This is a genomic window from Pseudoalteromonas sp. SG44-17 (assembly GCF_014164235.1).
Classification (GTDB): domain Bacteria; phylum Pseudomonadota; class Gammaproteobacteria; order Enterobacterales; family Alteromonadaceae; genus Pseudoalteromonas; species Pseudoalteromonas rhizosphaerae.
In genome coordinates this window covers 160,456-185,158 of the sequence record NZ_JACJEV010000003.1, presented here as the reverse complement: position 1 = coordinate 185,158, position 24,703 = coordinate 160,456, and the positions used below count along the sequence as shown (strand labels likewise).

At 39.5% G+C, this 24,703-nt stretch carries 20 protein-coding genes; 10 read left to right on the top strand and 10 right to left on the bottom strand.

The genetic code is table 11. The features are described 5' to 3' along the window. The first annotated feature begins 184 nt into the window (after positions 1–184). A complete protein-coding gene (gene nagP / locus H5182_RS03660) occupies positions 185–1,486 on the top strand; it encodes an N-acetylglucosamine MFS transporter NagP (RefSeq protein ID WP_145241873.1) in 1,302 nt (433 codons plus the stop codon). A 100-nt stretch (positions 1,487–1,586) separates the two neighbouring features. On the opposite strand, the gene H5182_RS03655 is transcribed toward nagP, so the two are convergent. The 3 genes from H5182_RS03655 to H5182_RS03645 all read right to left on the bottom strand — a co-directional run bounded on the left by H5182_RS03655 (position 1,587) and on the right by H5182_RS03645 (position 5,699). After that, a complete protein-coding gene (locus H5182_RS03655) occupies positions 1,587–2,048 on the bottom strand; it encodes a hypothetical protein (protein WP_182759551.1) in 462 nt (153 codons plus the stop codon). Positions 2,049–2,496: 448 nt separating this feature from the next. Continuing rightward, positions 2,497–4,647: a TonB-dependent receptor domain-containing protein gene (locus H5182_RS03650; protein ID WP_182759550.1), complete on the bottom strand. Its 2,151-nt coding sequence runs from the start codon at positions 4,645–4,647 to the stop codon at positions 2,497–2,499. Positions 4,648–4,853: 206 nt separating this feature from the next. Next, complete coding sequence (locus tag H5182_RS03645) at positions 4,854–5,699, bottom strand: LysR family transcriptional regulator (protein ID WP_145241866.1); 846 nt, start codon at positions 5,697–5,699, stop codon at positions 4,854–4,856. A gap of 126 nt (positions 5,700–5,825) precedes the next feature. Here H5182_RS03645 and H5182_RS03640 point away from each other — a divergent pair, with 126 nt between their 5' ends. The 6 genes from H5182_RS03640 (at position 5,826) to H5182_RS03615 (ending at position 12,230) form a co-directional block, all read left to right on the top strand. After that, on the top strand, positions 5,826–6,425 hold the full coding sequence (locus H5182_RS03640) for a hypothetical protein (RefSeq protein ID WP_182759549.1): 600 nt from the start codon (positions 5,826–5,828) through the stop codon (positions 6,423–6,425). Between the two features lie 187 nt (positions 6,426–6,612). Further along, complete coding sequence (gene gcvT / locus H5182_RS03635) at positions 6,613–7,695, top strand: glycine cleavage system aminomethyltransferase GcvT (protein WP_145241861.1); 1,083 nt, start codon at positions 6,613–6,615, stop codon at positions 7,693–7,695. Positions 7,696–7,750: 55 nt separating this feature from the next. Then, positions 7,751–8,140, top strand: a complete 390-nt coding sequence (gcvH, locus tag H5182_RS03630) for a glycine cleavage system protein GcvH (RefSeq protein ID WP_145241859.1) — start codon at positions 7,751–7,753, stop codon at positions 8,138–8,140. Positions 8,141–8,315: 175 nt separating this feature from the next. Next, positions 8,316–11,207, top strand: a complete 2,892-nt coding sequence (gcvP, locus tag H5182_RS03625) for an aminomethyl-transferring glycine dehydrogenase (protein ID WP_182759548.1) — start codon at positions 8,316–8,318, stop codon at positions 11,205–11,207. A gap of 436 nt (positions 11,208–11,643) precedes the next feature. Continuing rightward, positions 11,644–11,940, top strand: a complete 297-nt coding sequence (locus tag H5182_RS03620; RefSeq protein WP_182759547.1) for a type II toxin-antitoxin system RelE/ParE family toxin — start codon at positions 11,644–11,646, stop codon at positions 11,938–11,940. Positions 11,941–11,945: 5 nt separating this feature from the next. Then, complete coding sequence (locus tag H5182_RS03615) at positions 11,946–12,230, top strand: addiction module antidote protein (RefSeq protein WP_182759546.1); 285 nt, start codon at positions 11,946–11,948, stop codon at positions 12,228–12,230. A 548-nt stretch (positions 12,231–12,778) separates the two neighbouring features. Here the strand turns inward: H5182_RS03615 and H5182_RS03610 are convergent. Next, positions 12,779–13,525, bottom strand: coding sequence for an IS4 family transposase (locus H5182_RS03610; RefSeq protein WP_182759545.1), 747 nt, complete (start codon positions 13,523–13,525; stop codon positions 12,779–12,781). 326 nt (positions 13,526–13,851) lie between these two features. Here H5182_RS03610 and H5182_RS03605 point away from each other — a divergent pair, with 326 nt between their 5' ends. Then, positions 13,852–15,192: a TonB-dependent receptor gene (locus H5182_RS03605; protein ID WP_310741263.1), complete on the top strand. Its 1,341-nt coding sequence runs from the start codon at positions 13,852–13,854 to the stop codon at positions 15,190–15,192. A 161-nt stretch (positions 15,193–15,353) separates the two neighbouring features. On the opposite strand, the gene H5182_RS03600 is transcribed toward H5182_RS03605, so the two are convergent. Continuing rightward, on the bottom strand, positions 15,354–16,502 hold the full coding sequence (locus H5182_RS03600; RefSeq protein ID WP_182759544.1) for a KTSC domain-containing protein: 1,149 nt from the start codon (positions 16,500–16,502) through the stop codon (positions 15,354–15,356). Next, complete coding sequence (locus tag H5182_RS03595; RefSeq protein ID WP_182759543.1) at positions 16,499–17,356, bottom strand: chitodextrinase; 858 nt, start codon at positions 17,354–17,356, stop codon at positions 16,499–16,501. Before H5182_RS03595 ends, H5182_RS03600 begins: the two co-directional genes overlap by 4 nt. Before the next feature lie 161 nt (positions 17,357–17,517). Here H5182_RS03595 and H5182_RS22615 point away from each other — a divergent pair, with 161 nt between their 5' ends. Then, complete coding sequence (locus tag H5182_RS22615) at positions 17,518–17,712, top strand: DNA-binding protein (protein ID WP_404936211.1); 195 nt, start codon at positions 17,518–17,520, stop codon at positions 17,710–17,712. Positions 17,713–18,788: 1,076 nt separating this feature from the next. Here the strand turns inward: H5182_RS22615 and H5182_RS03590 are convergent. After that, positions 18,789–19,118 (bottom strand): hypothetical protein, encoded by a 330-nt coding sequence (locus H5182_RS03590; RefSeq protein ID WP_182732628.1) that lies wholly within the window; start codon positions 19,116–19,118, stop codon positions 18,789–18,791. Between the two features lie 293 nt (positions 19,119–19,411). Further along, a complete protein-coding gene (locus H5182_RS03585) occupies positions 19,412–20,158 on the bottom strand; it encodes an IS4 family transposase (protein ID WP_182759542.1) in 747 nt (248 codons plus the stop codon). A 242-nt stretch (positions 20,159–20,400) separates the two neighbouring features. Here H5182_RS03585 and H5182_RS03580 point away from each other — a divergent pair, with 242 nt between their 5' ends. Continuing rightward, complete coding sequence (locus tag H5182_RS03580) at positions 20,401–20,886, top strand: hypothetical protein (protein ID WP_182759541.1); 486 nt, start codon at positions 20,401–20,403, stop codon at positions 20,884–20,886. Between the two features lie 462 nt (positions 20,887–21,348). On the opposite strand, the gene H5182_RS03575 is transcribed toward H5182_RS03580, so the two are convergent. Further along, positions 21,349–21,630, bottom strand: coding sequence for a hypothetical protein (locus H5182_RS03575; RefSeq protein ID WP_182759540.1), 282 nt, complete (start codon positions 21,628–21,630; stop codon positions 21,349–21,351). A 194-nt stretch (positions 21,631–21,824) separates the two neighbouring features. Then, entirely contained in the window at positions 21,825–24,578 is a 2,754-nt protein-coding gene (locus H5182_RS03570) for an ankyrin repeat domain-containing protein (RefSeq protein WP_182759539.1), read from the bottom strand. Positions 24,579–24,703 lie beyond the last annotated feature (125 nt).

Sequence of the window (24,703 nt, the reverse complement as noted above, 5' to 3'; positions counted from 1 at the left end):
TAAAGCCTTATAACAAACAGGGTCGATTTTTTGCTTTTTAAAAATGATAGCGCTGTCATTTTTGTTGGTGTATGATTAATTTAATGTAATAAAAATGATTTTAGGATTGCAGCGCCTTGGTTTATAGAGCTTTCACGGCGTAATGCTAAAATAATTAATTAAAATAAACTGTTGAGATAAATTTATGGAAGCAACTGTCGAGTGTGAAGCAAACACTAAACATAGTATTTGGCTGCCAATGACATTGGCAGGATCAATGTTTTTCATTCTAGGTTGTATAACCTGGCTAAATGGCGCTATTACACCGTTTTTACAGCAAATGTTGGTGTTATCGCCACTGCAAGCCTCGTTTATTATTTCCTCATTTTATATTGCCGTAACAGTCGCTGGCATCCCATCTGCAATGCTTATTAAGCGTGTAGGTTACAAAAATGGTATGGCAATTGGCTGTGCAGTAATGGCTGCGTCAGCCTTGATGTATATTCCTGCCGCTAAAATGCAGATGATTGAAATATTTTTATTCGCACAGCTAATGATAGGTGTTGGGCAAACAATCCTACAAACAGCGGTAAATCCGTATGTTGTTAAAATGGGATCTGAAAAATCAGCGGCAGTTCGTGTATGTATTATGGGCTTACTGAATAAATTTGCTGGGGTTATCGTGCCTGTTATTTTTGCTGCCGTTGTTGTCAGCGGTGTAGTCGCTGATGGTGAGCAATTATCACAACAGCAAAAAGATGCGATGGCGAATAGTCTTATTTTACCTTATATGGCAATTGCAGGTTTGATCTTTGCGTTTGCAGCATTTGCTAAATTTTCATCGCTACCTGATTTGGTTTTTGAAGAGTCTGAAGGTAATGGTAAAGGCGAAGTAAAAGAAGCACTAAAACATCCTCACCTAGTGCTGGGTGTAATTGGTATTGCCTTATATGTTGCTGTTGAAGTGATTGCCGCAGATACCATTGGCTCTTACGCATTACAGATTGGGATTGCCGATTACTCAGTGATGACCTCATACACCATGGCGTGCATGTTGGTTGGTTATGCCATTGGTATTGCACTTATTCCCCGTTTTATGTCGCAGCAAAATGCGCTCGTTATGTCTGGGCTTGCAGGTATTGTAACTGTACTTGCAGTAATAATGGGAAGTAACGACTCATTTATTCTTGCTAACATATTATTAGTACCATTTGGTGGCCCTGAGCTGCCAGATCCATTGTTATGTATTGCCCTACTTGGTTTTGCCAATGCCATGGTGTGGCCGGCAATATGGCCGTTAGCATTAACTGGCTTAGGTCGTTTAACTGGCACTGCATCCGGTTTACTTATTATGGGTATTGCAGGTGGTGCATTAGGCCCATTACTGATTGGTTTAGGTAACGTAGCAGGCTTAGGTGCGCAAGGTGCTTACGCCTTGATGATCCCAAGTTACTTATTCATCTTATTCTATGCGCTTAAAGGCCATAAAATGAGAAGTTGGAAGTAGATTAAAGTTGGCGAGAGTAAAGTTAGCTCGTTAAGAAAGTTTGTAAGTGAGCAAAAGCGCGATTTATAACACATCGCGCTTTTTCTTTTTTAATCAGTGTTTATTTAATTTCATACTGAGCCAACAACTTATCGACTTCATCTAATTTAAGCTTCAAGTCGCCATATACTTCTGGACAGTCGTTGTAAAAGCAGAGGTTTTCTCTAAAGTGTTTATTAACAAGCACTGCTTTCTCAATAATCTCTTTATTACTCACTATTCCTTGCTGCAGCTTCTCTACTAAAAGACGAATGTAACAGCTTGCTATATCATTCGCCTCCATAGCATTGTGTTTACATTTTAAAATATAATTTTGAAAGTATGGAAAATAAAGATTAAAAAGTGGTGGAGTGATTTTCCTTAGCTCACTGGCGCTCTCAATAACACTCATATCAAACGTTACGAATATCTGTTGCTCCGTACGATTAAAAAAGTCTTGTTTGGCATACTTTACGTCAGGTGAAGCGTCGGGCATGGTGATGCATTCATCCCATAAAGCCTCAAGGTCTAATTCAGTTTCCATCAAATCTACTCCTAGAAAATGAGCTGCAATATGCAGCTCATGAAAATATAGTTATTTTATTCTACAGACGATGCCTGTTATTACTTTTGCGATTCCTCTACCTGAACCTTTACATTGCGACTTTTCTTTTTCTCTTTGGTTTTGATATTTATTTTTTTACTTCCCTGTGTTTTACAGCCCTTTCATAAGCTTTTCTGTATTCATTAGCACGTTTTTTATTTTCTTTTATTTTAATTGCATGCCTACCAGGCTGCCATTTATCGTCCCATTTCTGGTAGTTGGTAGTTGGTAGTTGTTTGCTATTAGATTTTGAAATTAAATTGATGTGTGAATACTAGTATTAATTGAACTGTAATGAATACAAAGCAAAAAGCCGTGCTTGATTTAACAAACACGACTTTTATAATTTTAGCCCTTAGCCTTTAGCTTTTAGCCTTTAGCCTTTAGCTTAAAAGGCGTAGCTGTAACCCATTTGAATTGTGCCTGGGTTACCTGGTTGAATACTACCGTTTGCGCGGTTAGCGATGTAAGTGTTATCAAACAAGTTATCAACCGTTAGATATACTTTTTGATTGTCATCAATTAAATATTTAGCGGCTAAATCCCACACAACACGGCTGTCGATTGCATTCAAGCCGTCAGCACTTAAATCAGCATGTGCGTCAGATACATAACGCACTTGCGTATCAAATGCAAAGCTTGAAAGCACGGCACCAAATGAAAGAGCGATTTGATTCTCTGGAACGTAAGGCATTGCATCGCCTTTATTTACTTGCCCCCAGATATCAGATGCAAAATCATTTTTAAACTGTGAATCCGTATAAGTGTAAGTTAAGCGTACAGGGAATGTTGCGCTATTAGTTTCGAAAATACGACCTGCAGAGAACTCAAAGCCCGATACTTCTACTTCGCCGTAGTTGTATTGGTCGCCAATGTTCTCATCACTACAGCCTACAGATGCAGTACAATTTCCATGCATATTGCTGTAATCAGAGAAGAATGCAATGATTTCACCATTAAAACCAGCAACGTTATAACGGCCACCAAACTCAATGTTTACGCTTTCCTCTTCTTCTTGGTCAGCATTACCTGGTGCAGCAGGAGCGTAACCTTGCTGAATACCTGCAAGTAGCGTTAGGCTGTCGCTTACGGTGTAAGTTGCACCCAGTGATGGCACTAAGATTTGTGTATCGTTTGAAACGTCTTTAGTTAAGCCATTTTCACGTTTAGGATCAGACTTTGACCACTCTACGCGGGTAATTGTGATGTCTTCATAACGAAGGCCTGCATTAATCACTAATGCATCGATTGACCACTGGTCTTGAATGAATAACGTTGTTGCTTTTGCACTATCTACACGATTGCTGTCAGAACCCGGAACGCCCTGAGACGTTAAGGTCATACTTAAATCTTGATTAAGTGTGTATTTGTCTTCCCACTGAAAACGATCCATTTCGTCTTCGTGGTAGCGCACGCCAACAGTCACATAGTGATCTCCCGCAGGAATGTGCAACTCTGATTGCACTCCTTTGGCTTGGTAGTCGCGGTTATTTGCTTTAATACCAATGCCTTCAATACCTTCAGCTGTTGGTGCCGCTTCAAATTCACTGTACTGTGCTAAATAGCTTTCACTTACTTTGCTCGCTTTGTACCAATTACGATGAAAATCATTGAGGTAAGCTGTCGCTAATAACTCATAACCATCACCAAAACGATAAGCATAATTTAATTGGTATGCATTATGTTGCGTGTTCATTTGGTCTTTTTGTGATGCGGCATAACGACGGTTTGGTGACGCTTTATAATCTTCTTCTGTTAAACCCATGTAAGTTTCATCAGATTGTTCATCAGAGTACTTAATTTTCATCTCTAGGTTATGCGCGTTGTTTTCACCAAACTTATAACCAAATTTAAGTAGAACGTCGTTCTTTTCAAAGCCTGTGTTGTCGCTACCTACAGGTAATTCTTTAAAGCCATCTGCGCCATAGCTGAAAACTTCAATAAGGCCGGCTGCGTTGTTTTTTTCTTTACCGAAGTAAGCATGGCCCTTATAAAAACCATCGCTACCGAGTTCGGCGTTTACTAAACCCGTTGAACCTTCGGTCGGTAAGCTGCGCGAAAGTAAGTTTAAAACACCACCGGTAGTGCGTGGGCCATACTTAACAGAGGCTGCGCCTTTTAATACTTCAATAGACTCCATACGGCCCATAGTAGGGAAGTAGTAAGCCGATGGCGCTGAGTAAGGAGCGGGTGCTACGAGAACGCCATCTTCCATTACAGATATTTTATCGTTACGGCCAGTGCCTGTTCCGCGCATACCAATGTTAGGGCGCAGGCCATAACCATCTTCTTCTTGCACGTAAACACCTGGTACAGATGCTAAAACACGAGAAATATCGGTAAATTCGAATTTTTGTAATTGTTCGTCTGAGATAAATGTAGCAGAGCCCGGAATATCGTTAATAGCAGCTTGCGAGCCAATTACGGTAATTTGCTCAAAGTTCTTTTCTTTATTTGTTGCATCCTTTGCAACAGCATTAGCGCTTAGTGATAAAGCAACAGCCATCGAAAGTGTTGAAACAATAAACTTAGGGGTCATTGTTGATCCTGTATATGTCTAATTTAAACTGGCGCAATTTAAACATGTAAAATAATACGAATCAATCCTATTTGTAACAATCTCGATCGTTAAGTAAATTTTTGAATACAAAAATGAAAATCCAACTTTATTAATATTGTATTACTATATTAATTGCGTTAATTTAAATTATCAAAAGGTAACTAAAGGCGGATTTTTGTTAGCTATTAGGTCAAGCGTAATGCAATAAACTCGGCAAGTTTATCTACCGCATGCTCGGCTTGTTCTGCATGCTTTGTTAAGCTAATACCTATTTTACCTAGGCTCGGTAAAATAGCGGTGTTTAACTCATAATTAAGTTCATTAGGTACTGTGCTTCTAGCCAAAACGGTGATCCCTAATCCTTCTTTTAAAGCCGCAGTAAGGCCTGTTAAATCAGCGTTACTATAACTTATGCGGTACTTAATACCCGCAAGTTGCAATGCCTCGATGGCGCGGCGTCGATAAATACAACCTTCCGGTGCAGTCACAAGCGTAACAACGTCATTTTGTGCTATTGATAAATCACCAACCCAGACCAGTTGGTCTTGCATAAAAACAGGGAATTTTTCAGAGTTTAAATCTTCATTTAACGCCAGTACTAAATCAAACTGGTCTTCTCGTGAAACCGACAATAAATGCTTACTTAAACGCGATTTAACCTCTAACGACACTTCAGGGTAAAGTGCCACAAAGTCACCGATAATAGCGGGTAAGATCCGAGCTGCAAATTCGCTGGGTATTCCCAAACGCACCTTACCGGTCACATTCTCTTTAGTAAATAATTGCAAAATGGTGTCGTTTTGCAGCAGCATTTGCTTTGCCATCGGCAGCAGCAGTTCACCGTATTGATTGAGCACTTGGCGCTGACCTTGTTTTTTAAATAGCTTATGGCCGAGCATTTCTTCTAACCGCTTTATTTGTAAACTTACAGCGGGTTGCGATAAGCCAAGTAAATCACCTGCTTTAGCAAAACCTGCTACTTCAACCACAGTAACTAACGTGCGTAAGCTGTCTGTTGAGATATTTTTCATATTAAAAATTACAATTTATGGGGGTAGATTGATAAGTATTATTTATCAATTGATTAATAATTACAATTTGTTGTTGCTAGACTTGCACAATATACTTTTGCCATTAAAGATTGATAGGTGTCGATAATGACTTTTAGCCCGATAATGTTTGCTCGTCATAGCCAGATTGAAGCAGCTAATAGCAATATGCTACAGGTCAATACAAACACCGTAGTGATCGATTTTAGCGGTACTGAAGCAATCCCGTTTTTAACCACTATATTAGGGTTAGATTTAAACAAACTAACCGCCAGTGGTTTAGGTGTGAAAGGCACCTTAGATGGCGACCTAAATAGCAATTATAGCTTTGCGTTATATTACTTTAGTGCAACAGCGTTTAGATTCGTGTTGCTCACAGATGCAGCGGCTCAATTACAAGCACTGATCAGTGAACAGCAACTGCGCTACGATATTGAGTTTGTTACACGCACTGATTTAGCGACCTTAACTTTATCTGGTGAGCAAGCATTTGACGCCTTAGTCGAAGCATTTAAACTCACCCCTGGACTGCGCTTGTCAGACACTAACTGCTGTTATGGTACGCAAAGTGGTGAGGTATTTATTACCGCTATTGATAAACAATCAATACAGTATTTTCAGCTGGTGGCCAAAGCGCCAGAGCTGACTAAATGGCAAATATATTTACAGCAACGCGGTTTTGATATGTCACTACCAGACGTTGCTTGAACATAAATAGATAAGCTGGCTAGCGTATTTTTTAGTTGCCAGCTTTTTGTAATTTATTTGTAAGAACAAATCGCAATTTGGGTGTTAGGTGCATTACAACTTATGTATAATCGCCGCCCATGTTATTCCCCCTCATTAAATTGAGGCCACGCCCAATCTTGGGTTAATTATAAAGTGAAGGAATATTATGACTTCTAAAACAGTTTTACATGCAAAACACCTAGAATCAAAAGCAAAAATGGTTGATTTTCATGGCTGGGAAATGCCAATCAACTATGGTTCGCAAATCGAAGAGCACAACGCAGTGCGCACCGATGCAGGCATGTTTGACGTTTCACACATGACTATTGTTGATGTCAAAGGCGAGCAAGCACAAGCATTCCTTCGTAAACTAGTCGCTAACGATGTTGCTAAATTAACCGTTCCTGGTAAAGCGCTTTACACTGGCATGCTGAATGAGCAAGGTGGCGTAATTGACGACCTTATCATTTACTTCTTCTCAAATACTGATTATCGCTTAGTGGTTAATTCTGCAACTCGTGAAAAAGATTTAGCGCACATGGCTAAAGTTTCAGCTGATTTTGCCGTTGCAGTAACAGAGCGCCCAGAGTTTGCCATGATTGCAGTACAAGGCCCTAATGCTAAAGCAAAAACTGCTACTATCTTAACGGCTGATCAACAAGCAGCTGTTGCAGATATGAAGCCGTTTTTTGGTGTGCAAACTGGTGATTTATTTATTGCTACAACAGGCTATACTGGCGAAGACGGTTACGAAATTGTTGTACCGAACGAGCAAGCTGCGGATCTTTGGCAACAACTGCTAGATGCTGGTGTTGCGCCTGCGGGCCTTGGCGCACGTGACACACTACGTTTAGAAGCGGGTATGAACCTTTACGGCCTAGATATGGACGAGAGCGTATCACCACTTGCTGCTAACATGGCGTGGACCATTGCATGGGAACCTGAAGATCGTGACTTTATCGGTCGTGACGTACTAGTACAGCAACGCGCTGACAAAAGCACTGATAAACTTGTTGGCCTAGTACTGGAAGAAAAAGGCGTATTGCGTAGTGGTTCTAAAGTAATTGTTGATGGTGGCGAAGGCGTCATTACCTCTGGTACTTTCTCACCTACACTTGGTTTTAGTGTTGCCCTTGCACGTGTACCACGTTCAACTGGCGAAACTGCTCAAGTAGAAATGCGTAAAAAATTAGTTAACGTAAAAGTAGTTAAACCAAGCTTTGTACGTAACGGTAAGTCTGTACTTTAAGTATCAATTAAAAGATTTGGTGTTATCACCCAATATAAACCAAAGGATGAATAAAATGAGCAATATCCCTAGCGAGTTAAAGTATGCCTCTTCACACGAGTGGGTTCGCAACGAAGGTGACGGTACTTTCACTGTAGGTATTTCTGAGCACGCACAAGAACTACTTGGCGACATGGTATTTGTTGAATTACCAGAAGTAGGCGATGAAGTAGATGCAGGCGAAGACTGTGCAGTAGCGGAGTCAGTAAAAGCGGCATCAGACATCTATGCACCAATCAGCGGTGAAATCGTTGCAATCAACGAAGACCTTGAAGATGCACCTGAAACAGTTAACAACGACGCTTACGGCGACGGTTGGTTATTCCGCATTAAAGCATCTGACGAGTCTGAGCTAGAAAACTTGCTTGACGCTGAAGGCTATGCAAACACCATCGACGAAGACTAACAATTAGTTTATCGCCGTACTAAAAGCCCCATTATACCTAACATAATTGGGGCTTTTATGATTTTACTGCTTACTTTCCATACATTGTAAGTCATTAAATCAAAAGCTTTTAAGTTATTACTGGTTACCCATTAGTAATAACCATTTATTTTTTGGATCATAGGAATCTGGACAAATGTCAAACGCCAAATCTCTTGAACAATTAGAGCAAACGCAAGATTTTATTCGCCGCCATATTGGGCCAAGCCCAGCACAAGTAAGCGATATGCTAAGTGCTCTTGGAGTATCGAGTGTTGAAGAGCTGATCGGTCAAACTGTACCTGCAAGCATCCGCTTAGAGCAAGGCCTAACAGTGGGCGAAAGCCGCACTGAAGTTGAAACACTAAGCTACTTAAAATCAGTAGCAAGCAAAAATAAAGTGTTTAAATCTTACATCGGTCAAGGCTACCACCCAACTCATGTACCACACGTGATTTTACGTAACGTGCTTGAGAACCCAGGCTGGTATACAGCGTACACTCCATACCAACCAGAGATTGCTCAGGGGCGTTTAGAGTCATTACTTAATTTCCAAACTATGACCTTAGACCTTACCGGTCTTGATTTAGCAAGTGCATCATTACTTGATGAATCAACTGCGGCTGCCGAGGCCATGGGCCTTGCAAAGCGTGTATCTAAAGCTAAAAAAGCCAACATCTTCTTCATCGCTGATGACGTACACACACAAACTATTGACGTTGTGGCAACCCGTGCCGACCAATTTGGTTTTGAAGTTGTTGTAGGTCCTGCTGCTGATGCTGTAAATCACGAAATTTTTGGTGCGTTATTTCAATACCCATCAACATCAGGTGAAGTAGTCGATATCACAGATTTAATCGCTGGCGTACAAAGCAAAAAAGCGATTGCCTGTGTTGCTGCTGACATCATGAGCTTATTATTATTAAAAGCACCAGGTAAACTTGGCGCAGACGTAGTACTTGGTTCTGCCCAGCGTTTTGGTGTACCAATGGGTTACGGCGGTCCTCACGCTGCATTTTTCGCAACACGTGATGCATACAAACGTTCATTACCAGGTCGTATCATTGGTGTGTCTAAAGACCGTTTGGGTAACGATGCACTACGTATGGCAATGCAAACCCGCGAGCAACACATTCGCCGCGACAAAGCCAACTCAAACATTTGTACAGCGCAAGTATTGCTAGCTAACATGGCTGCGTTTTATGCGGTGTACCATGGCCCACAAGGCTTAAAAACTATTGCACAGCGTATTCATCGCTTTGCTGATATTTTAGCCGCAGGCCTTAAAGCTAAAGGTGTAAACCTTAAGCACAGCACCTGGTTTGATACCCTAACAGTTGTTAGCGATAACAAAGAAGACGTAACAGCACGTGCTGTAGCAAACGGCGTAAACTTTGCTACTAACCATGATGGCGAATACTCAATCTCAGTATCTGAGACCACAACGCGCGCAGACGTAGCACAGTTGTTCGATATCATTCTTGGCGAAGACCACGGCTTAAGTGTTGATGCAATCGCAGCAGACATCGAAGCAAACGGTAGCGATTCAATCCCTGCAAACCTTGAACGCGATGATGAAATCTTAACGCACCCTAACTTCAATTCGTATCACAGCGAAACTGAAATGCTGCGTTATATCAAACGTCTTGAAAACAAAGATTTAGCACTTAACCACTCAATGATCTCGTTAGGTTCATGTACTATGAAACTAAACGCGACCGCAGAGATGATCCCAATCACTTGGCCTGAGTTTGCTAATCTTCACCCATTCTGCCCGCTAGACCAAGCAGAAGGTTACCAAATCATGATGGGCGAACTACATGATTGGTTAGTTAACATCACCGGTTACGACGCCGTTTCATTACAGCCAAACTCTGGCGCACAAGGTGAATACGCAGGCTTAATCGCGATTCGTAAATACCACGAGTCTCGTGGCGATGCGCACCGTAATATTTGTTTGATCCCAAGTTCAGCGCACGGTACTAACCCAGCGTCTGCACAAATGGCGAGCATGAAAATTGTAGTTGTTGATTGTGACAAAAACGGTAATGTAGATATGGCAGACCTTAAAGCGAAAGCTGAAGAAGTCGCAGAAAACCTATCGTGTATCATGATCACATACCCGTCTACGCACGGTGTATACGAAGAAACAATTCGTGAAATTTGTGACATCATTCATCAACACGGCGGCCAAGTTTACATGGACGGCGCGAACATGAATGCACAAGTAGGTGTAACAAGCCCAGGCTTTATCGGTTCAGACGTATCGCACTTAAACTTGCATAAAACGTTCTGTATCCCACATGGCGGCGGTGGCCCAGGTGTTGGCCCAATCGGTGTTAAATCACACCTAGCGCCATTTATGCCTAACCACAGCGTAATTAACGTACCTGGTACGAGTATCGGCAACGGAGCAGTATCAGCAGCGCCATACGGCTCAGCAGCTATTTTACCTATCTCATGGGCTTACATCACCATGATGGGTAGCGAAGGCCTTAAACAAGCCACTGAAATGGCAATTGTAAGTGCAAACTACTTAACTCACGAGTTAAGCCAGCACTTCCCAATTTTATACCGTGGTCGCAACAACCGTGTTGCTCACGAATGTATTGTTGACTTACGCCCACTTAAAGAGCTTTCAGGCATCACTGAAATGGACGTGGCTAAGCGCTTACAAGATTACGGCTTCCATTCACCAACTATGTCGTTCCCAGTAGCGGGCACCTTGATGATTGAGCCTACTGAGTCTGAGTCTAAAGTTGAGATCGACCGCTTCATCGAAGCTATGGTGTCAATCAAAGGCGAAATCGACAAAGTGATCTCTGGCGAATGGTCTATCGAAAACAACCCACTTGTGTTTGCACCGCATACACAAGGCGACGTACTTGGTAACGAGTGGGACAGAGCATACGACCGCTTCTACGCTGCGTTCCCAGTACCAGCAGTGGCTAAAAACAAATTCTGGCCTACAGTAACGCGTATCGATGACGTATACGGCGACCGTAATCTAGTGTGTTCATGCCCAGCGGTAGAGACATACAGAGATTAATTTTTTGATTAAACTCAAATAATTAAAAAAGCCGTTGCAGCAATGTAGCGGCTTTTTTGTGTGTGGTGATTTAATTCCAGGTGCATAGTTTTTGTGAGGGCAGGGTTATAGGAGATGGCTTTAGCCACGAATTATTTAACACCAATGATAGAGTTAACCACCTTAGGCGTTAAGTTAGCTGGTGCGTGTGATTGATCGGCTTTAAGCAGATAAGTGAATTTCACCAGCGAGAACACTGAGGCAGCTTCGCGCTGCACCGAGGTTAAATATTGTTGTAGGAGTCGGCTTTAGCCACGAATGGTTTAACACTAGTGACAGAGTTAACCACAGATGGCAAAGAGGCGCTTCGCGCTACACAGAGATTAACTATTGGTATTAACTCATCTGTCATTTAAATAATATTGCGCGTTTGTAGCCTTTGGGCTACACTTGTTTTATGAAATATCGTATTAAGAAAACCGACGAGTTCGATAAATGGCTTAAGAAGCTCAAAGATCGTCAAGCTTTTATGGCAATAGCTAAACGTATTACACGTGCCATTAATGGTAATTTTGGCGATAGCGAACCCGTTGGTGGTGGTATATCTGAAATGCGTATTTTCGTAGGTAAAGGCTATCGTGTTTATTACATAATTAAAGGTAATGAGATTATTTTACTACTTAATGGCGGACATAAAGGCACACAGAGTAAAGACATTAGCAAAGCTAAAGCCCTTTTAAGTGAATTGGAGTAACTATTATGACCTTACACACATCAGATTTTAACCCATTTGATTATATGGAAACCCAACAAGAAATTAATACTTTCCTTGAAGAATGTTTGGCTGATGATGATCCCAACACGTTTATTGAAGCACTCGGCTTATTGATTAAAAAGCATGGTGTGAGTGACATTGCTAAAGCGACAGGGTTAAACCGTGAAAGCTTGTATAAGGCGGTGAATGGTAAAACCAAACCTCGTTGGGAAACTGTTTTTAAAGTGATGAAAGCACTTAATTTTCGCCTTACAACACAAGTGGGGTAGGTTGGGGTTGAGTGAAACGAAACCCAACGATTCTCCATTATTATTACCAGCTCCCAGTGTATAAATATAGATTGTTTGTAGGTCGTCCTTTAAGGCGAAAAAAGCGAGAAAAAAAACTTCACCACAGAGATCACAGAGGCGCTTCGCTGCACCGAGGTTAAATATTGTTGTAGGAGTCGGCTTTAGCTGCGAATGGTTTAACACCAATGATAGAGTTAACCACCGTAGGCGCTGAGCTTGCTGGCGCGAGTGGTTTGTAGGTTGGGCTTTAGCCCAAAAATTTGTATCACCTTGGCTGATGGTTCTTACTGCTAACTTTTGTCGGGATAAATCCGCGACCTACATTAAAAACCTTGTTCAAGGTTTTTTGCCAGATTGCTGGCGGCAACCAAGGGGCGGCTGCCGCCGACCGCCCCTTGGAACCCCACGGCGCCCCGAGCATCACGCTTAATCCTTCAAATAATTAATTGATGTGAACGTAAACGGCGAAGATAGGTCGTCCATGACCGAGTTTCGCCTTACCGCGCATCCATGCGCGATATTACTCATCAATTGCTTATTTTCAGGGCGTGATGACGGGGGAGGGTGTTAACCGTGAGATTGGTGTTTGGTCTTGGCAAGAAGCAAGACCTGACCCTCAGCATTTCTTTATTCGCTCTGACCAAAAAGTAGCCGCCACCTTGAGATACTTGCTCAAAGTAATCTAAGTCAAAATACCCTGCATCAGCAAGTAATAACGTATCTTCAAGTGTGTGACTACCCGGTAAAAAGGCTCGCTCAGTTTCAACATCAGGACGGATATCTATTTCACAAGGCTGTTCGTTAAATAGGTCATAAGTAAGATGTAACTCAATTGCGGCAGGACTTATCGCAGTAAAGCGACCAGCAAAAACCTGCGCTAATTCATCATGTAGAGCAAATGAAGAGCCATCTTGCAATAACACTCGCAATATTCCTCGCTGGGTAAAAAAGGTTTTATCCAGCGTGTTTACAGTCAATTTAGACATCGCTTGAATAACGAGTTCACGGACTAGCTCAGTCAATGCAGGTTTTCGAATTTGATTATGAAAAGGTTTATAACTTATCGTGCAATTGGCCTGCGTTCGCAGGTTCTGATGGATATCTGACAAGTTAGCGTCTTGCAGGCAAGATAAGCTTTTGAACACAGCTTTGAGCAGAGAAACGATCGACAGGCAACGGTGTCGAACTTGAAATCCGGAGGTTTTTGCAAGCTCAATGAGGTGTTTTTCTGAGATAAGGGCTTTTAATTGATTTGAAACTTGGTTAATCTGCATGTGAACTCTGTTTTTGGTCATGTTTTTATTGGCGTAACTATTTGATCATTAACAGAGTTCAACTTCAAGTTTTCTTAAGATCCAACCTATGATAAAAAACTAAGTGTTGTTACTTTTTAAACTCAATTTAAATATGGCTATACACCCAGAAATGATGTCGTTTGGTGTGAATATGCACCTTGGTTTGGATAAAGAGTGCCATATGAATTTTAGGCAGTTAAGCTTATTGATAATTAAGGCCCTTGGCTTTCGCCTCGGTCTCACCGTTTAGTTCCAATATCAGTCCGGAATTAATGAATCGAGGATTGTAGTGGTACAATGGGGATATAGATGCATTACCTATTGAGACTTTTTTAGGTGAACCAAATGATAAACCAACAGAAGTTGATGCGATTTCTCATCAATTAACTTTTGAACATCAAATTGGGCAATGGTCGCTTTTAAATGGTTTTAGTTATAGTGATTCTAAATTTATAAGTGAATCGAGCGATGCAGAACTAGCACCTAGCAGGCAAGTTTATTTTACTGATGGTGAAACATTGAGTCGGCAACATAACGAGCGTGATTTTCAAACTAAAAATATCTCTGCGCGTACAGAGCTTAGTGGTAGCGTAATAGCCGCTGGGTTTACCCACCACTTATTAATTGGTGCCGACGCCAGCAAGTTTGATTTTGATAAACTCTGGTACAGATACCGCCCTACCCTTGAAGATACGCGCTATGCAATCAATATGTATAACCCTGTGTATGGGCAAACAGCACCAGAGGGCACTCTTTTATATAACAGCACAGAAGTACAGCATAGTTACGGAGTTTATATTCAAGATCAAATAGACATCACTGAGCAATGGAAAGTACAAGTGGGTGGTCGCTATGATTGGTTTGATCAGCAAATAGATAACCACATCAATCAAAGCCAGTCTAAGAGTGACCAAAGTACATTTAGCCCTCGGGTTGGTTTAGTGTACGCCTACTCAGACGACATACAATATTACACCAGTTATTCGGAAGGTTTTAGGCCTAACAGCGGCTACGATATAAATGGTGATGCATTTGAGCCGGAAGCAACAACCTCTTTTGAGGCGGGTATTAAATTTAGTACAGATGCTGTTAGTGGCAGCTTTACCATATTTAGCGCGGAAAAAAGTAATATGCTAACCACAGACCTGCAAGCAGGTGTGTCGACTGCGTTAGGTGAAGTAACTAGCGAAGGGGTTGAGTTTGATTTACATGGTAATATTACTGACACTACTTCGTTTGATTTTGCATATACCTACACTGATGCCAAAACGGCAAACGACACCGTTAATACAGATTGGTGGGTAAAGCTGCCAAAAGGTAGCCCATTACTAGGCATTCCTAAGCACAGTGCAAATGCGCGCCTTAAAAGAGATTTAAATGACTTATTCAATTTAAATGCGAGCATTGGGATAGCTGTTCAATATGAAGGTGAGCGTTTAGGTGAAACCATTGATCCTACGTATTATTTACTTTCGTATACGTTGGTGAATTTGTTCGCAAATTACAATGTTAATGATGATGTGAGTATCCAGTTGAACGTTAATAACGTACTGGATAAAACCTATTACTCAAACTCTTACTCTGCAATTTGGACTCAACCCGGTGAGCCGGTAAATTATAAGCTGAGCTTGAAATATAGTTTTTAATTTATTCTAGAACGTCCATATAGCCGCAGTTTCTTAGTACTGCGGCTATAACTGTTTATATTAGCAAGTAGGTCGGGCTTTGGACAAAAGTTGTCTAGTTTGGATTTATGCTGCTAACTTTCATACTTATTTGCAGAAGTAGTATCCGTTTTAAGCTCACTTCAATGTTTTGCTACTGGCTCGAGTGTTGTCATTTTTAGGTAAGTCATACTTTCTATGTCCAATTTATCAAAAGGGTATTGACCTCGAATATTATCATTAAAAAACTTCCCCATTGATGTTGAGTAATACAACTCATCCCATACTAAAATTGGGATATTGTAATAACGATAAACGCTTCCTGATTCAAATTTCAGATCAAGGACTTTATTGATTGTTGAATAGCCTATATGCGAAAAAGCATCTGAATTTACAGGGTGCTGTTCAAATAAGGGGAAAGGGGTTTGGTTTTGGACTGACTCCTCAATCCCTTCGCCGATCTTTGTTGCCACATTATCATTGCGTATATAAGAATCGATCAAACCATGTCCTGTATTATCAAATAAAGAAGACATTGAAAAGTTTGATGGTAAGCTCCCGAATAAAACTCTTACAGCTCGCATTATTTCATCTTGATCTAATGTGAGGTGTGATATCAGGTGTGCGTACTCTTCTCCTAAATTACCGCCTAGAGAGCTGGTTGGTGTTGCTATAGAAGCTAAACCAACTAAGGAGTAATCTGACGCGTAATAGCCATCAGTGTATTGATAATTCGAAATAATGTCTTCAAAAAGTGCATTAGTATAGAAATTACCTTGTGAGTGACCAATAAGAATAATACGGTTGCAAGAGTGCATTTGAAACAGCAGCTTTTGATAGGCATTTCTATAATCAGTATCGTTTAACTTTGAATAAGTTACATTTGAAAATACTTCTTCAATTACAGATTCAACATGGGCTATATTTTCCTGAGAAAGAGAGTCGACGGTACCACCGAGTATTGCAGTTATGAGGTGGTACTTATTTGAAAAAGGGGATAAATCGCCATATTTTTGTTTTGCCACTTCATATATTTGCATATGAAGGTCTTCATCTTTGTTATAGCTGCCCGTTGGCTTTCTACCTTTAAGGTAGTTACCTAATTTAGTATCTTGAAAATTATCTAACCAAAACAAATTTTCACGAAAATCATCTTCTGTTGTAAACATACCATTTATATAAAATAATCTTAGTTGATCAATTTGTTTGGTACAGTATCTATCTAGAGGTTGATAACTTGCAGAAGCATAATTTGTGAGAATGAAAGCAAATACTATTAGATATTTAGTCATTTGATTGCTCCTTCTAAGGGGTTACAGTCTTTATCTGCTGCATAATGAAAATCGTCATCCCAAGCAATATAGTCACTAATTTTATTTTGGCTTTTACGGTTTGCGTAGGCTCTGTCTATTGTATTGAAGTACATAAGTTTTGGGTTTCTAAAGTGTGGGTGCTTAGTTTGAAGTTGTCTTGTACACATACTAATATTTATAAAATCTAAAATAATCTGTTTACCAATCTCAGTATCTAAATTTGGTATGCGCCCTTGCTCAATATCAATAACCAGTTGTAATGTTGAAGCGGCACCTAAACTAAAGGTGATGAGCTGTGGAGAATCAAACTTTTCATACACATAGCGCTCATAATCGTCGCGGATACCGTTGTCATTTTGATCAACCCCGTCCAACGTTTTATAGTCATCAGGGTGTTCAGGTGGTAGCTCTGGGGTTAGGTAAAATAAATCTTTAATGCGTTGCCAGCTACTGTGAGGTTTAGGTTCGTTATTCTCATTCCAGTAGCGGGCAAGGTAATAGTCGGGTCCATGTTTTACAAGGTTACCTCCTTGATACACTTTGTTTGCTTGCCACTTTTCTATCACGGTATCTTGCAGCCAAATCCAGCCATCCCAATGGGGCTGGTTTTCTATTGGTTCAATACCTTTAACCCAAAAAGCGGCTATAAATAAGCTGTCTTTGTGAGTAACAACATCACCGGCTACATAAATTGAGCTGGCATTCCATTGTGGGTGGTTTGGTTGAATATCAGCTAAATCTGTATTTTTAGATTGTGAGTTAAGCTTAAAAATATTTGTCGCGTAAGCATGCGAACAAAAAAGTAACCAAGCAATAATGATGAGTTTAGTCATTGCAAATTCCTTTTGATGAAGTTCCATTACTTTTTTAATTAAGTTCACTTTTTAGGTAAATGCAAGGTGGGAGGATTAAATATTTCAAAATCATTAATGAGTTTGAAAAGTAGCAATACTTGGTTTTTGAATACAGAGATCAAGAAAACACAGTCGTCAGCATGATCGGAAGCTTCTTATGGGTGACCCCTTTCAGATCTTTGGTGAAAAATGGCGTGAGTGATATTGCTAAGGCAGCAGGATTAAATCGTGAAGGCTCGTATAAGGCGGTGAATGGTAAAACCAAAACTCGTTGCGAAACTTTTTTCCAAGTGATAAAAGCACTTAACTTTCGCCTTACAACGCAAGTGGCGTAGGTTGGATTGAGTGCAACGAAACCCTTCTGGTGTGGGGTCGTTCTTAGGGCGATAAGTGAATTTCACCACCGAGAACTCAAATGCGCTTCGCTACATATAGGTTAAGTATTTTTGTAGGAGATGGCTTCAGCCACGAATGATTTAACACTAGTGACAGAGTTAATCACCGTAGGCGTTGAGCTTGCTGACGCGTGTGTAATCTTTGCATATATTGTCGCGCTGGCGACCGTAGCCAAAGAGGGGCTGCCGCTGACCCCTTTCTGGACTCTCTGTAGGAGCTGGCTTTAGCCGCGAATTTTTTCCATCCGAGCAATCTCGCTATTTCCTGCAAACCATAATTAATGTGAACGTAAACGCCAAAGATAGGCCAACTTTCACATTCCTGTACGCTCCCCAGTTCGGCCATCCATGGCCTCTCGTTCAAAGCTGCGCTTTTTTTCACCCATGGTCTAGTTTCGCCTTATCGCGCACTGCCAACATGGATGTAGGTACTTAGGATTTGTTGGGAACAAAATCATGCTATGCGAGATATTACTCATCAATTGCTTATTTTCAGGGCGTGATGACGGGGGAAGGGTGTTAAACGCCAGATTGGTTTTTGGTCTTGGCAATATGCAAGACCTAGCCCCGCGGTTTCCAGTCATAGAAATGCACACTGCCTTTATGCACCTAATTAAGAATTACATTGTTTTGAGTGTTTTTTAACTAATTGATAATATTTAATAAGTGGATATAAGAAGATTAAAGCAACAAAAAAAATGATGTTAGAAAATAACAACATTTCACTTGTAGTATAACCTCCAGCAGCAAACTCATAATAAAGCGTCAAAAGAACAGCTGTTATTTGAGCGTATATAATGAGTAACCAAATGATATGATGTAAAATATAACGTTTATATATAATACCTAAACATGCGCCGATAGTAAGAGTATCAAACGTAAATGTAAGATAACTCAGCCATACTGGATGAATTGTTTGCAAACTTATATTGAAAAAGGAGTTATAGATGTCATAGCCTGTGGTAAGTAAAAGCAATAGGAGAAACAAGTACCAAAATATATTGCTTTTCATAGTATCAATACCAATAACCATAAGGTATATCGTTCGGATTTTTTGGTAGCTTTGACCAACCTTCACTGTCATCTATGTATCGTTTAGTAAAGTTTCTTCTTATCGCGCCTGCTGGCGCAAGGTTTGCTAGTATTTTTAATAAATTGGTAGATTCATTTGAGCTGCGGCCATAAGTTTGAATCGTAAGTTTTATGGTAGGGTAAACTCTAGTATATGCTTCATTTGCATCTTTATGATTACCGATGAACTGGCGATATACGAAATGGCCTACTGAAGCGATTCTACCGGCAATACCTGCTTTTTTCACAACACTCATTTCTTTTGATGAGCTCATAACTTTCCTTGTTCCTTTTTTGACCTGTGCTGAAAGTCGATATTCTCACTTTTTTTTTGTAATGTAAACGAACAATTCTTTAAGGCTATGGGGCTTTCTGTTTATAAGCAGTTAACGCAAACGCGAAGATAGTCCAGACTTTCACGCTCCCTCAGTTCAGCCATCCATGGCCTCTCGTTCAAAGTTATGCTTTTCATCCATGGCCAAGTTTCGTCTTATCGCGCACTGCCAACATGGATGTAGGTACTTAGGATTTGTTGGGAACAAAATCATGCTATGCGAGATATTACTCATCAATTGCTTATTTTCAGGGCGTGATGACGGGGGAGGGTGTTAAACGTGAGATTGGTGTTTGGTCTTGGCAAGAAACAAGACCTGACCCTCAGCATTTCTTTATTTGCTCTGACCAAAAAATAGCCGCCATCTTCAGGCACTTGCTCAAAGTAATCTAAATCAAAATACCCAGCATCAGCGAGTAATAACGTATCTTCAAGTGTGTGACTACCTGGTAAAAAGGCTCGCTCAGTTTCAACGTCAGGACGAATATCTATTTCGCAGGGCTGCTCATTAAATAGGTCATAGGTAACATGCAACTCAATTGCGGCAGGACTTATAGCAGTAAAGCGACCAGCAAAAACCTGCGCTAATTCATCATGTAGAGCAAATGAAGAGCCATCTTGCAATAACACTCGCTGTATTCCTCGCTGGGTAAAAAAGGTTTTATCCAGCGTGTTTTCAGTCAATTTAGACATCGCTTGAATAACGAGCTCGCGGACGAGCTCAGTCAAGGCTGGTTTTCGGATTTGATTATGAAAAGGTTTATAACTGATTGTGCAATTAGCCTCGGTTCGCAGGTTCTGATGGATATCTGACAAGTTAGCGTCTTGCAGGCAGGATAGGCTTTTGAATAGAGCTTTGAGTAGAGAAGCGATCGACAGGCAACGGTGTCGAACTTGAAATCCAGAGGCTTTTGCAAGCTCAATGAGGTGTTTTTCTGAGATAAGGGCTTTTAATTGATTTGAAACTTGGTTAATCTGCATGTGAACTCTGTTTTTGGTCATGTTTTTATTGGCATAACTATTTGATCATTAACAGATTTCAAATTCAAGTTTTCTTAAGATCCAACCTATGAAAGTAGCTATGCAATTCTTAATTTAAATATTTTATTGATGTTGTGTATTGGGTACAATTAACTTACAAATAATTAAAAATGTAAAATATTATGGGATTTCTAAAAAGTACAACATTTGTTATTACTATGCTTCTTTTATCGGCGTGCTCTATGATTCAAGAAAAACATGTAGATGGACAGAGCATAAGTAATTCTGAAGGAATAATTGTTACAAATTTAATTTCAAATACAGATGAAGTTGGTAATATATTTGTTCCTCATTTAAAATATATAGCGGTTTACCAAGGAGAAAATAATGATGCAGGTATTTCAAAAAAGGTAGAGTTTACACCTGATAAAAATGGCGATCATAATATATTCAAACTTCCTGTTGGTCACTATAAATGGTGGAAAATTATATTTGGTAACCATTACTTCCTATTAGACAAAAATGAAGGCTTTGAAGTCAAAGAAGATACTGTTACTTACATTGGTGATTTAAAAACTATCATAGACTATGGGTTTATGAGTATCAGCGCTGAAAATAATGTTATTGATAACCAAGCAGAAATCACTCAATTCTTGTTAAAGAACTACCCAAAACTAATGAATGAAAGAGTTTTCGAGAAAAAGTTAACTGTACTGGAATCTATTTAAGCGTAAAATTTTTTCTCGCATAATGTTTTTTTTAGGTCAGGCTTTAGCCTTAAAGTATTTTATTTGAATGTGTCGGGATAAATCCGCGACCTACATTAGAAACCTTATTCAAGGTTTTGTCGCGCTGGCGACGGCAGCCAAAGAGGGGCTGCCGCTGACCCCTCTCTGGACACTCTGTAGGAGCTGGCTTTAGCCGCGAATGTTTTCCACCCGAGCATCACGCTATTTCCCTCAAATAATTAATTGATGTGAACGTAAGCGCCGTGTAATCGCCATCCATGGCGAAGTCACGGCTTTCATTTCATCCATGAAATGAATTACTCATCAATTGCTTATTTTCAGGGCGTGATGACGGGGGAGGGGTGTTAAACGTGAGATTGGTGTTTGGTCTTGGCAAGAAGCAAGACCTGACCCTCTGCATTTTGACCCCTTTGGGTTTGCTGATATTTTTAATGTTCAGCATTATTCTGCAATATCTAAAACGGTGGGTAGGTTGAATACATTAATGGTTGAAGATAAAAAGGTTAAATTACAATACGAAAAACTTCGAGATGGTTTGATGTCTGAAGTCAAGATTTGACCCCATTTGGGTTTTTTATCTATTTGAGTAATATCGTATTGGTATTTTTCTATAAACATATCGCAAATAGATTTGAGGGCTTCAACTTTTTCTATTTTTGATTCAATTGCTTTTATTTGATTTTCTTTTGAATTAGCTTCATCATCAGAAACAAAGCTGAGCATTATCCTTATATCTTCACCTGAGTCCTCAAGTGCTAGCTTTAGTATCTCTCTCGATTTCTCAGTAATAGCTACTTCCGCAGCTGACTTAAAGCTTTCTGAAACTAACTCCTTTGCTATTTTGTCAATAGAAATGGCTATGTAGTGGTCAACTAATTTTGGCCACTTTAGTTCTACGTGCCTAGCTACCTTGAGCTCTAACTTAATTCATGCCCATTTACTTGTGAATTAGTAAGTAAATGCGCAAATAATCTTTTATAGTTATCATGACTAACTACCTGCCTTTGCTCAGCTTGCAACTGCATAGATAAAAAAATGTAACGATCATCATTGTTAGCTAGTTCTTCCGCAAGCATTAATGGAGTTCTATAGTTAAATTCTTTTTCATCTAGTAAATGCGGGAAGTTATTCATAAGTAACTCAGCTATTTTTATTTCCCCCATTCTTACAGCAGTATGAAGCGCTGTAGCGCCCTCAATGGAAGTAATACGCTCATCAATTTTGTATCTAATAAGTAATTTTACACACTCTAATGTGCGACTAGCACAGGCTGAGTGCAGTGCTGTTCTGCCTTTAATATCTTGTAAGTTAGGATTAGCACCAGATTTTAATAGCGCTTCAGCCGTCTCATAATCTTTGTTATGTACAGCTATCATTAGTGGTGTTTGCTGCTTGAAGTCAGAAAGGTCAACAATTTTTGGCCACTCAAAAATGACTTCCCTTAACCTTGAAAGTTGATTATGCCATATAGACTTCATTTCTTTAATTGACTCTGAGTAATATGGTGAGCCATTCAATACTGAACTTTTTGTTAACATCTCATATGAAATTTTGAGTAATAATAAGATAATGCTATCGGACTGCGGTGACTTTAGTTGCTTATTTTTTAAGTTATTGTGTTTATTAAGCACATGTTTAATTGATTCATTGTTTTGTATGCAAGGCATAAAGTCCTTTATGAATGCCTCAAAATCTTTTTTAGATGCTGAATATAGGGGCTCATAAGCAGGGTATTCTTTATATAGACGGGTCCAAAAGTACTCGTGAAGTTGGCGGGACACATCGAAGATATTTGTAGAACTAAAGTCGCCTTTAGGCTCCCAACCACCAAAAAACATAATATCTCTAAAGTAAGTTTCATGATTGGTAGGTATTAGTTTTTGATTAGAAATAGCTAATGCAAAAGCATCACGAGCTAACTTTCCACGTAAAGCTCCAAAGCTACGAACCTTACACTCATCTATAGCCTTTTTTAGTAGCTTTTCAGCTTCCTTTAGCTTGTTTTGACCTATGCAATGATAAGCGTTTAATTTAAGTAGTAATGGCAACCAATATTGATGTTCAGGGTTACTCCAAGCTAGCTTTAAAAGTTCTTCTATTTGTGTTTCTGTTTTTCTATCAAATTTATCTTGGTTTAATAACCAGTTTAGTTCGAGTATTGCACTTTTAATTTTGTCATCATTTGATTTTGCTAACTCTTTCAATCTTGCAAAAACTAGTTGAGTGACCTTGGGGTTAGGGTAGTCACCTTTAGCTAACTCGTAGACTAATTTAAAATCATTAATGCATTTTAATAGCTTAAACGGGGCTTTATTCTGCTTTAGCTTTGTGCCGTAACTTTCAATGTTTTCATTTAAGGTTTGAGTGTACTGAATATAATTAATAAAGTTTTTGCTAATTTGTTCCATACTTTCTTTGTTAATAGGAAATATATCATCAAGAAAAGTTTCTCTTTCAGCTTCTGAAAATATATCAGTTAAGCGAGGCGCAACCATATCAACAGTATTAAATTTTTCTGTAGCTACACAAAGTAATAGGTCGAATCTTAGGAAGGGAGGGAGGCTTTCGGTAAATAGTTTATTTTCATGTTGTTCACGAAGTTTTCTATCTCTAGTTAACTCACTGATTTTTGAACACGCTAGATGAGCTTGCATTGTATGGTTATATGTAGCCTCATAAATCCTTACCAGTTGCATTACTTTATTTTGCTTTAAGTCGGTACAAAATTTTTCAGTATTAGGAGTTAAAAACTTTACTAATTGCTCATATCCGTCTTGGATGGCTCTTGCAACAATAAGCCGTTGTCGAATTGTCTTCGTACTAGGTTGCTGGTATCGCTCATCTATTTTATTAACAAATTCTATTTTCTGTTTCTGGCTACAGTTTCCACTTAATATCGTCACTAAGTCTTGATAACTAATGTTGATTTCATGTTGTAAAGTATGAGCATTATGGCCTTTATTATTTATGAAGGTTAAAGACTGTTCAAATGCGCAACTATTCTCGCTTGGCTGAAAACAACCCTTAAACTTAATTAATACATCATCTGGGAACGTTGTTTTAATACTCGATATTTCAGGTGTAACTTTACCTGATTGCCAGTTATATAAGTTTTTCAAAATAGTGCCTGTTTCTTCATAAATGCGAAGTTCAGACTCTAAATTATTTGCAATATTACTTTTGGGTTCCTCAATTAGGTCTAGTAACCAGTTCAAAACTTGTTGAAGAGGTAGCTCTATTTGTTCAGATTGTTTCTCGGGGTTTAAAAATGGTAAATACCAGAATCGACCTCCAGGCATGCCTTCATCAATTTTAGATTCAATCTGCCAGAATACAGTATGTCTTGCTAAAGCAGGGATAAGAACTCTGGCTAAATACTGCCAAATGATTTTCTGGGAGGATGCTTTAAAAGTGAACACATTTGTTTCAATTGCTTTATGAATATAGTAATCATGTTCAATATTAGCTACGAGATCATCTCGTTCAGCTTTATCCAGTTCTAATGCATCAAAAATACTATCTAATACTTTTTTCCATGTGTCGAACATATTATCAATGTTCATTTCAGTATTCTTGAATTTGGTTTTTGATTTTGAAGTCAGCTTTTTTGAAGCTCCTACAGCATTTGATATTTTAATTAATACTGATTCGAACGTTGGAAAAGCAGCCATTGTAATTCCTTTTAAATGGACGTGATTTAAATGAATTTATTAAATTCTTTAGGGGGGGGACATCTCTTTTCATTTTTTAAATTATTGATAATTTTGATACTAGCAGCCTTTAACAGAGGAGCTAA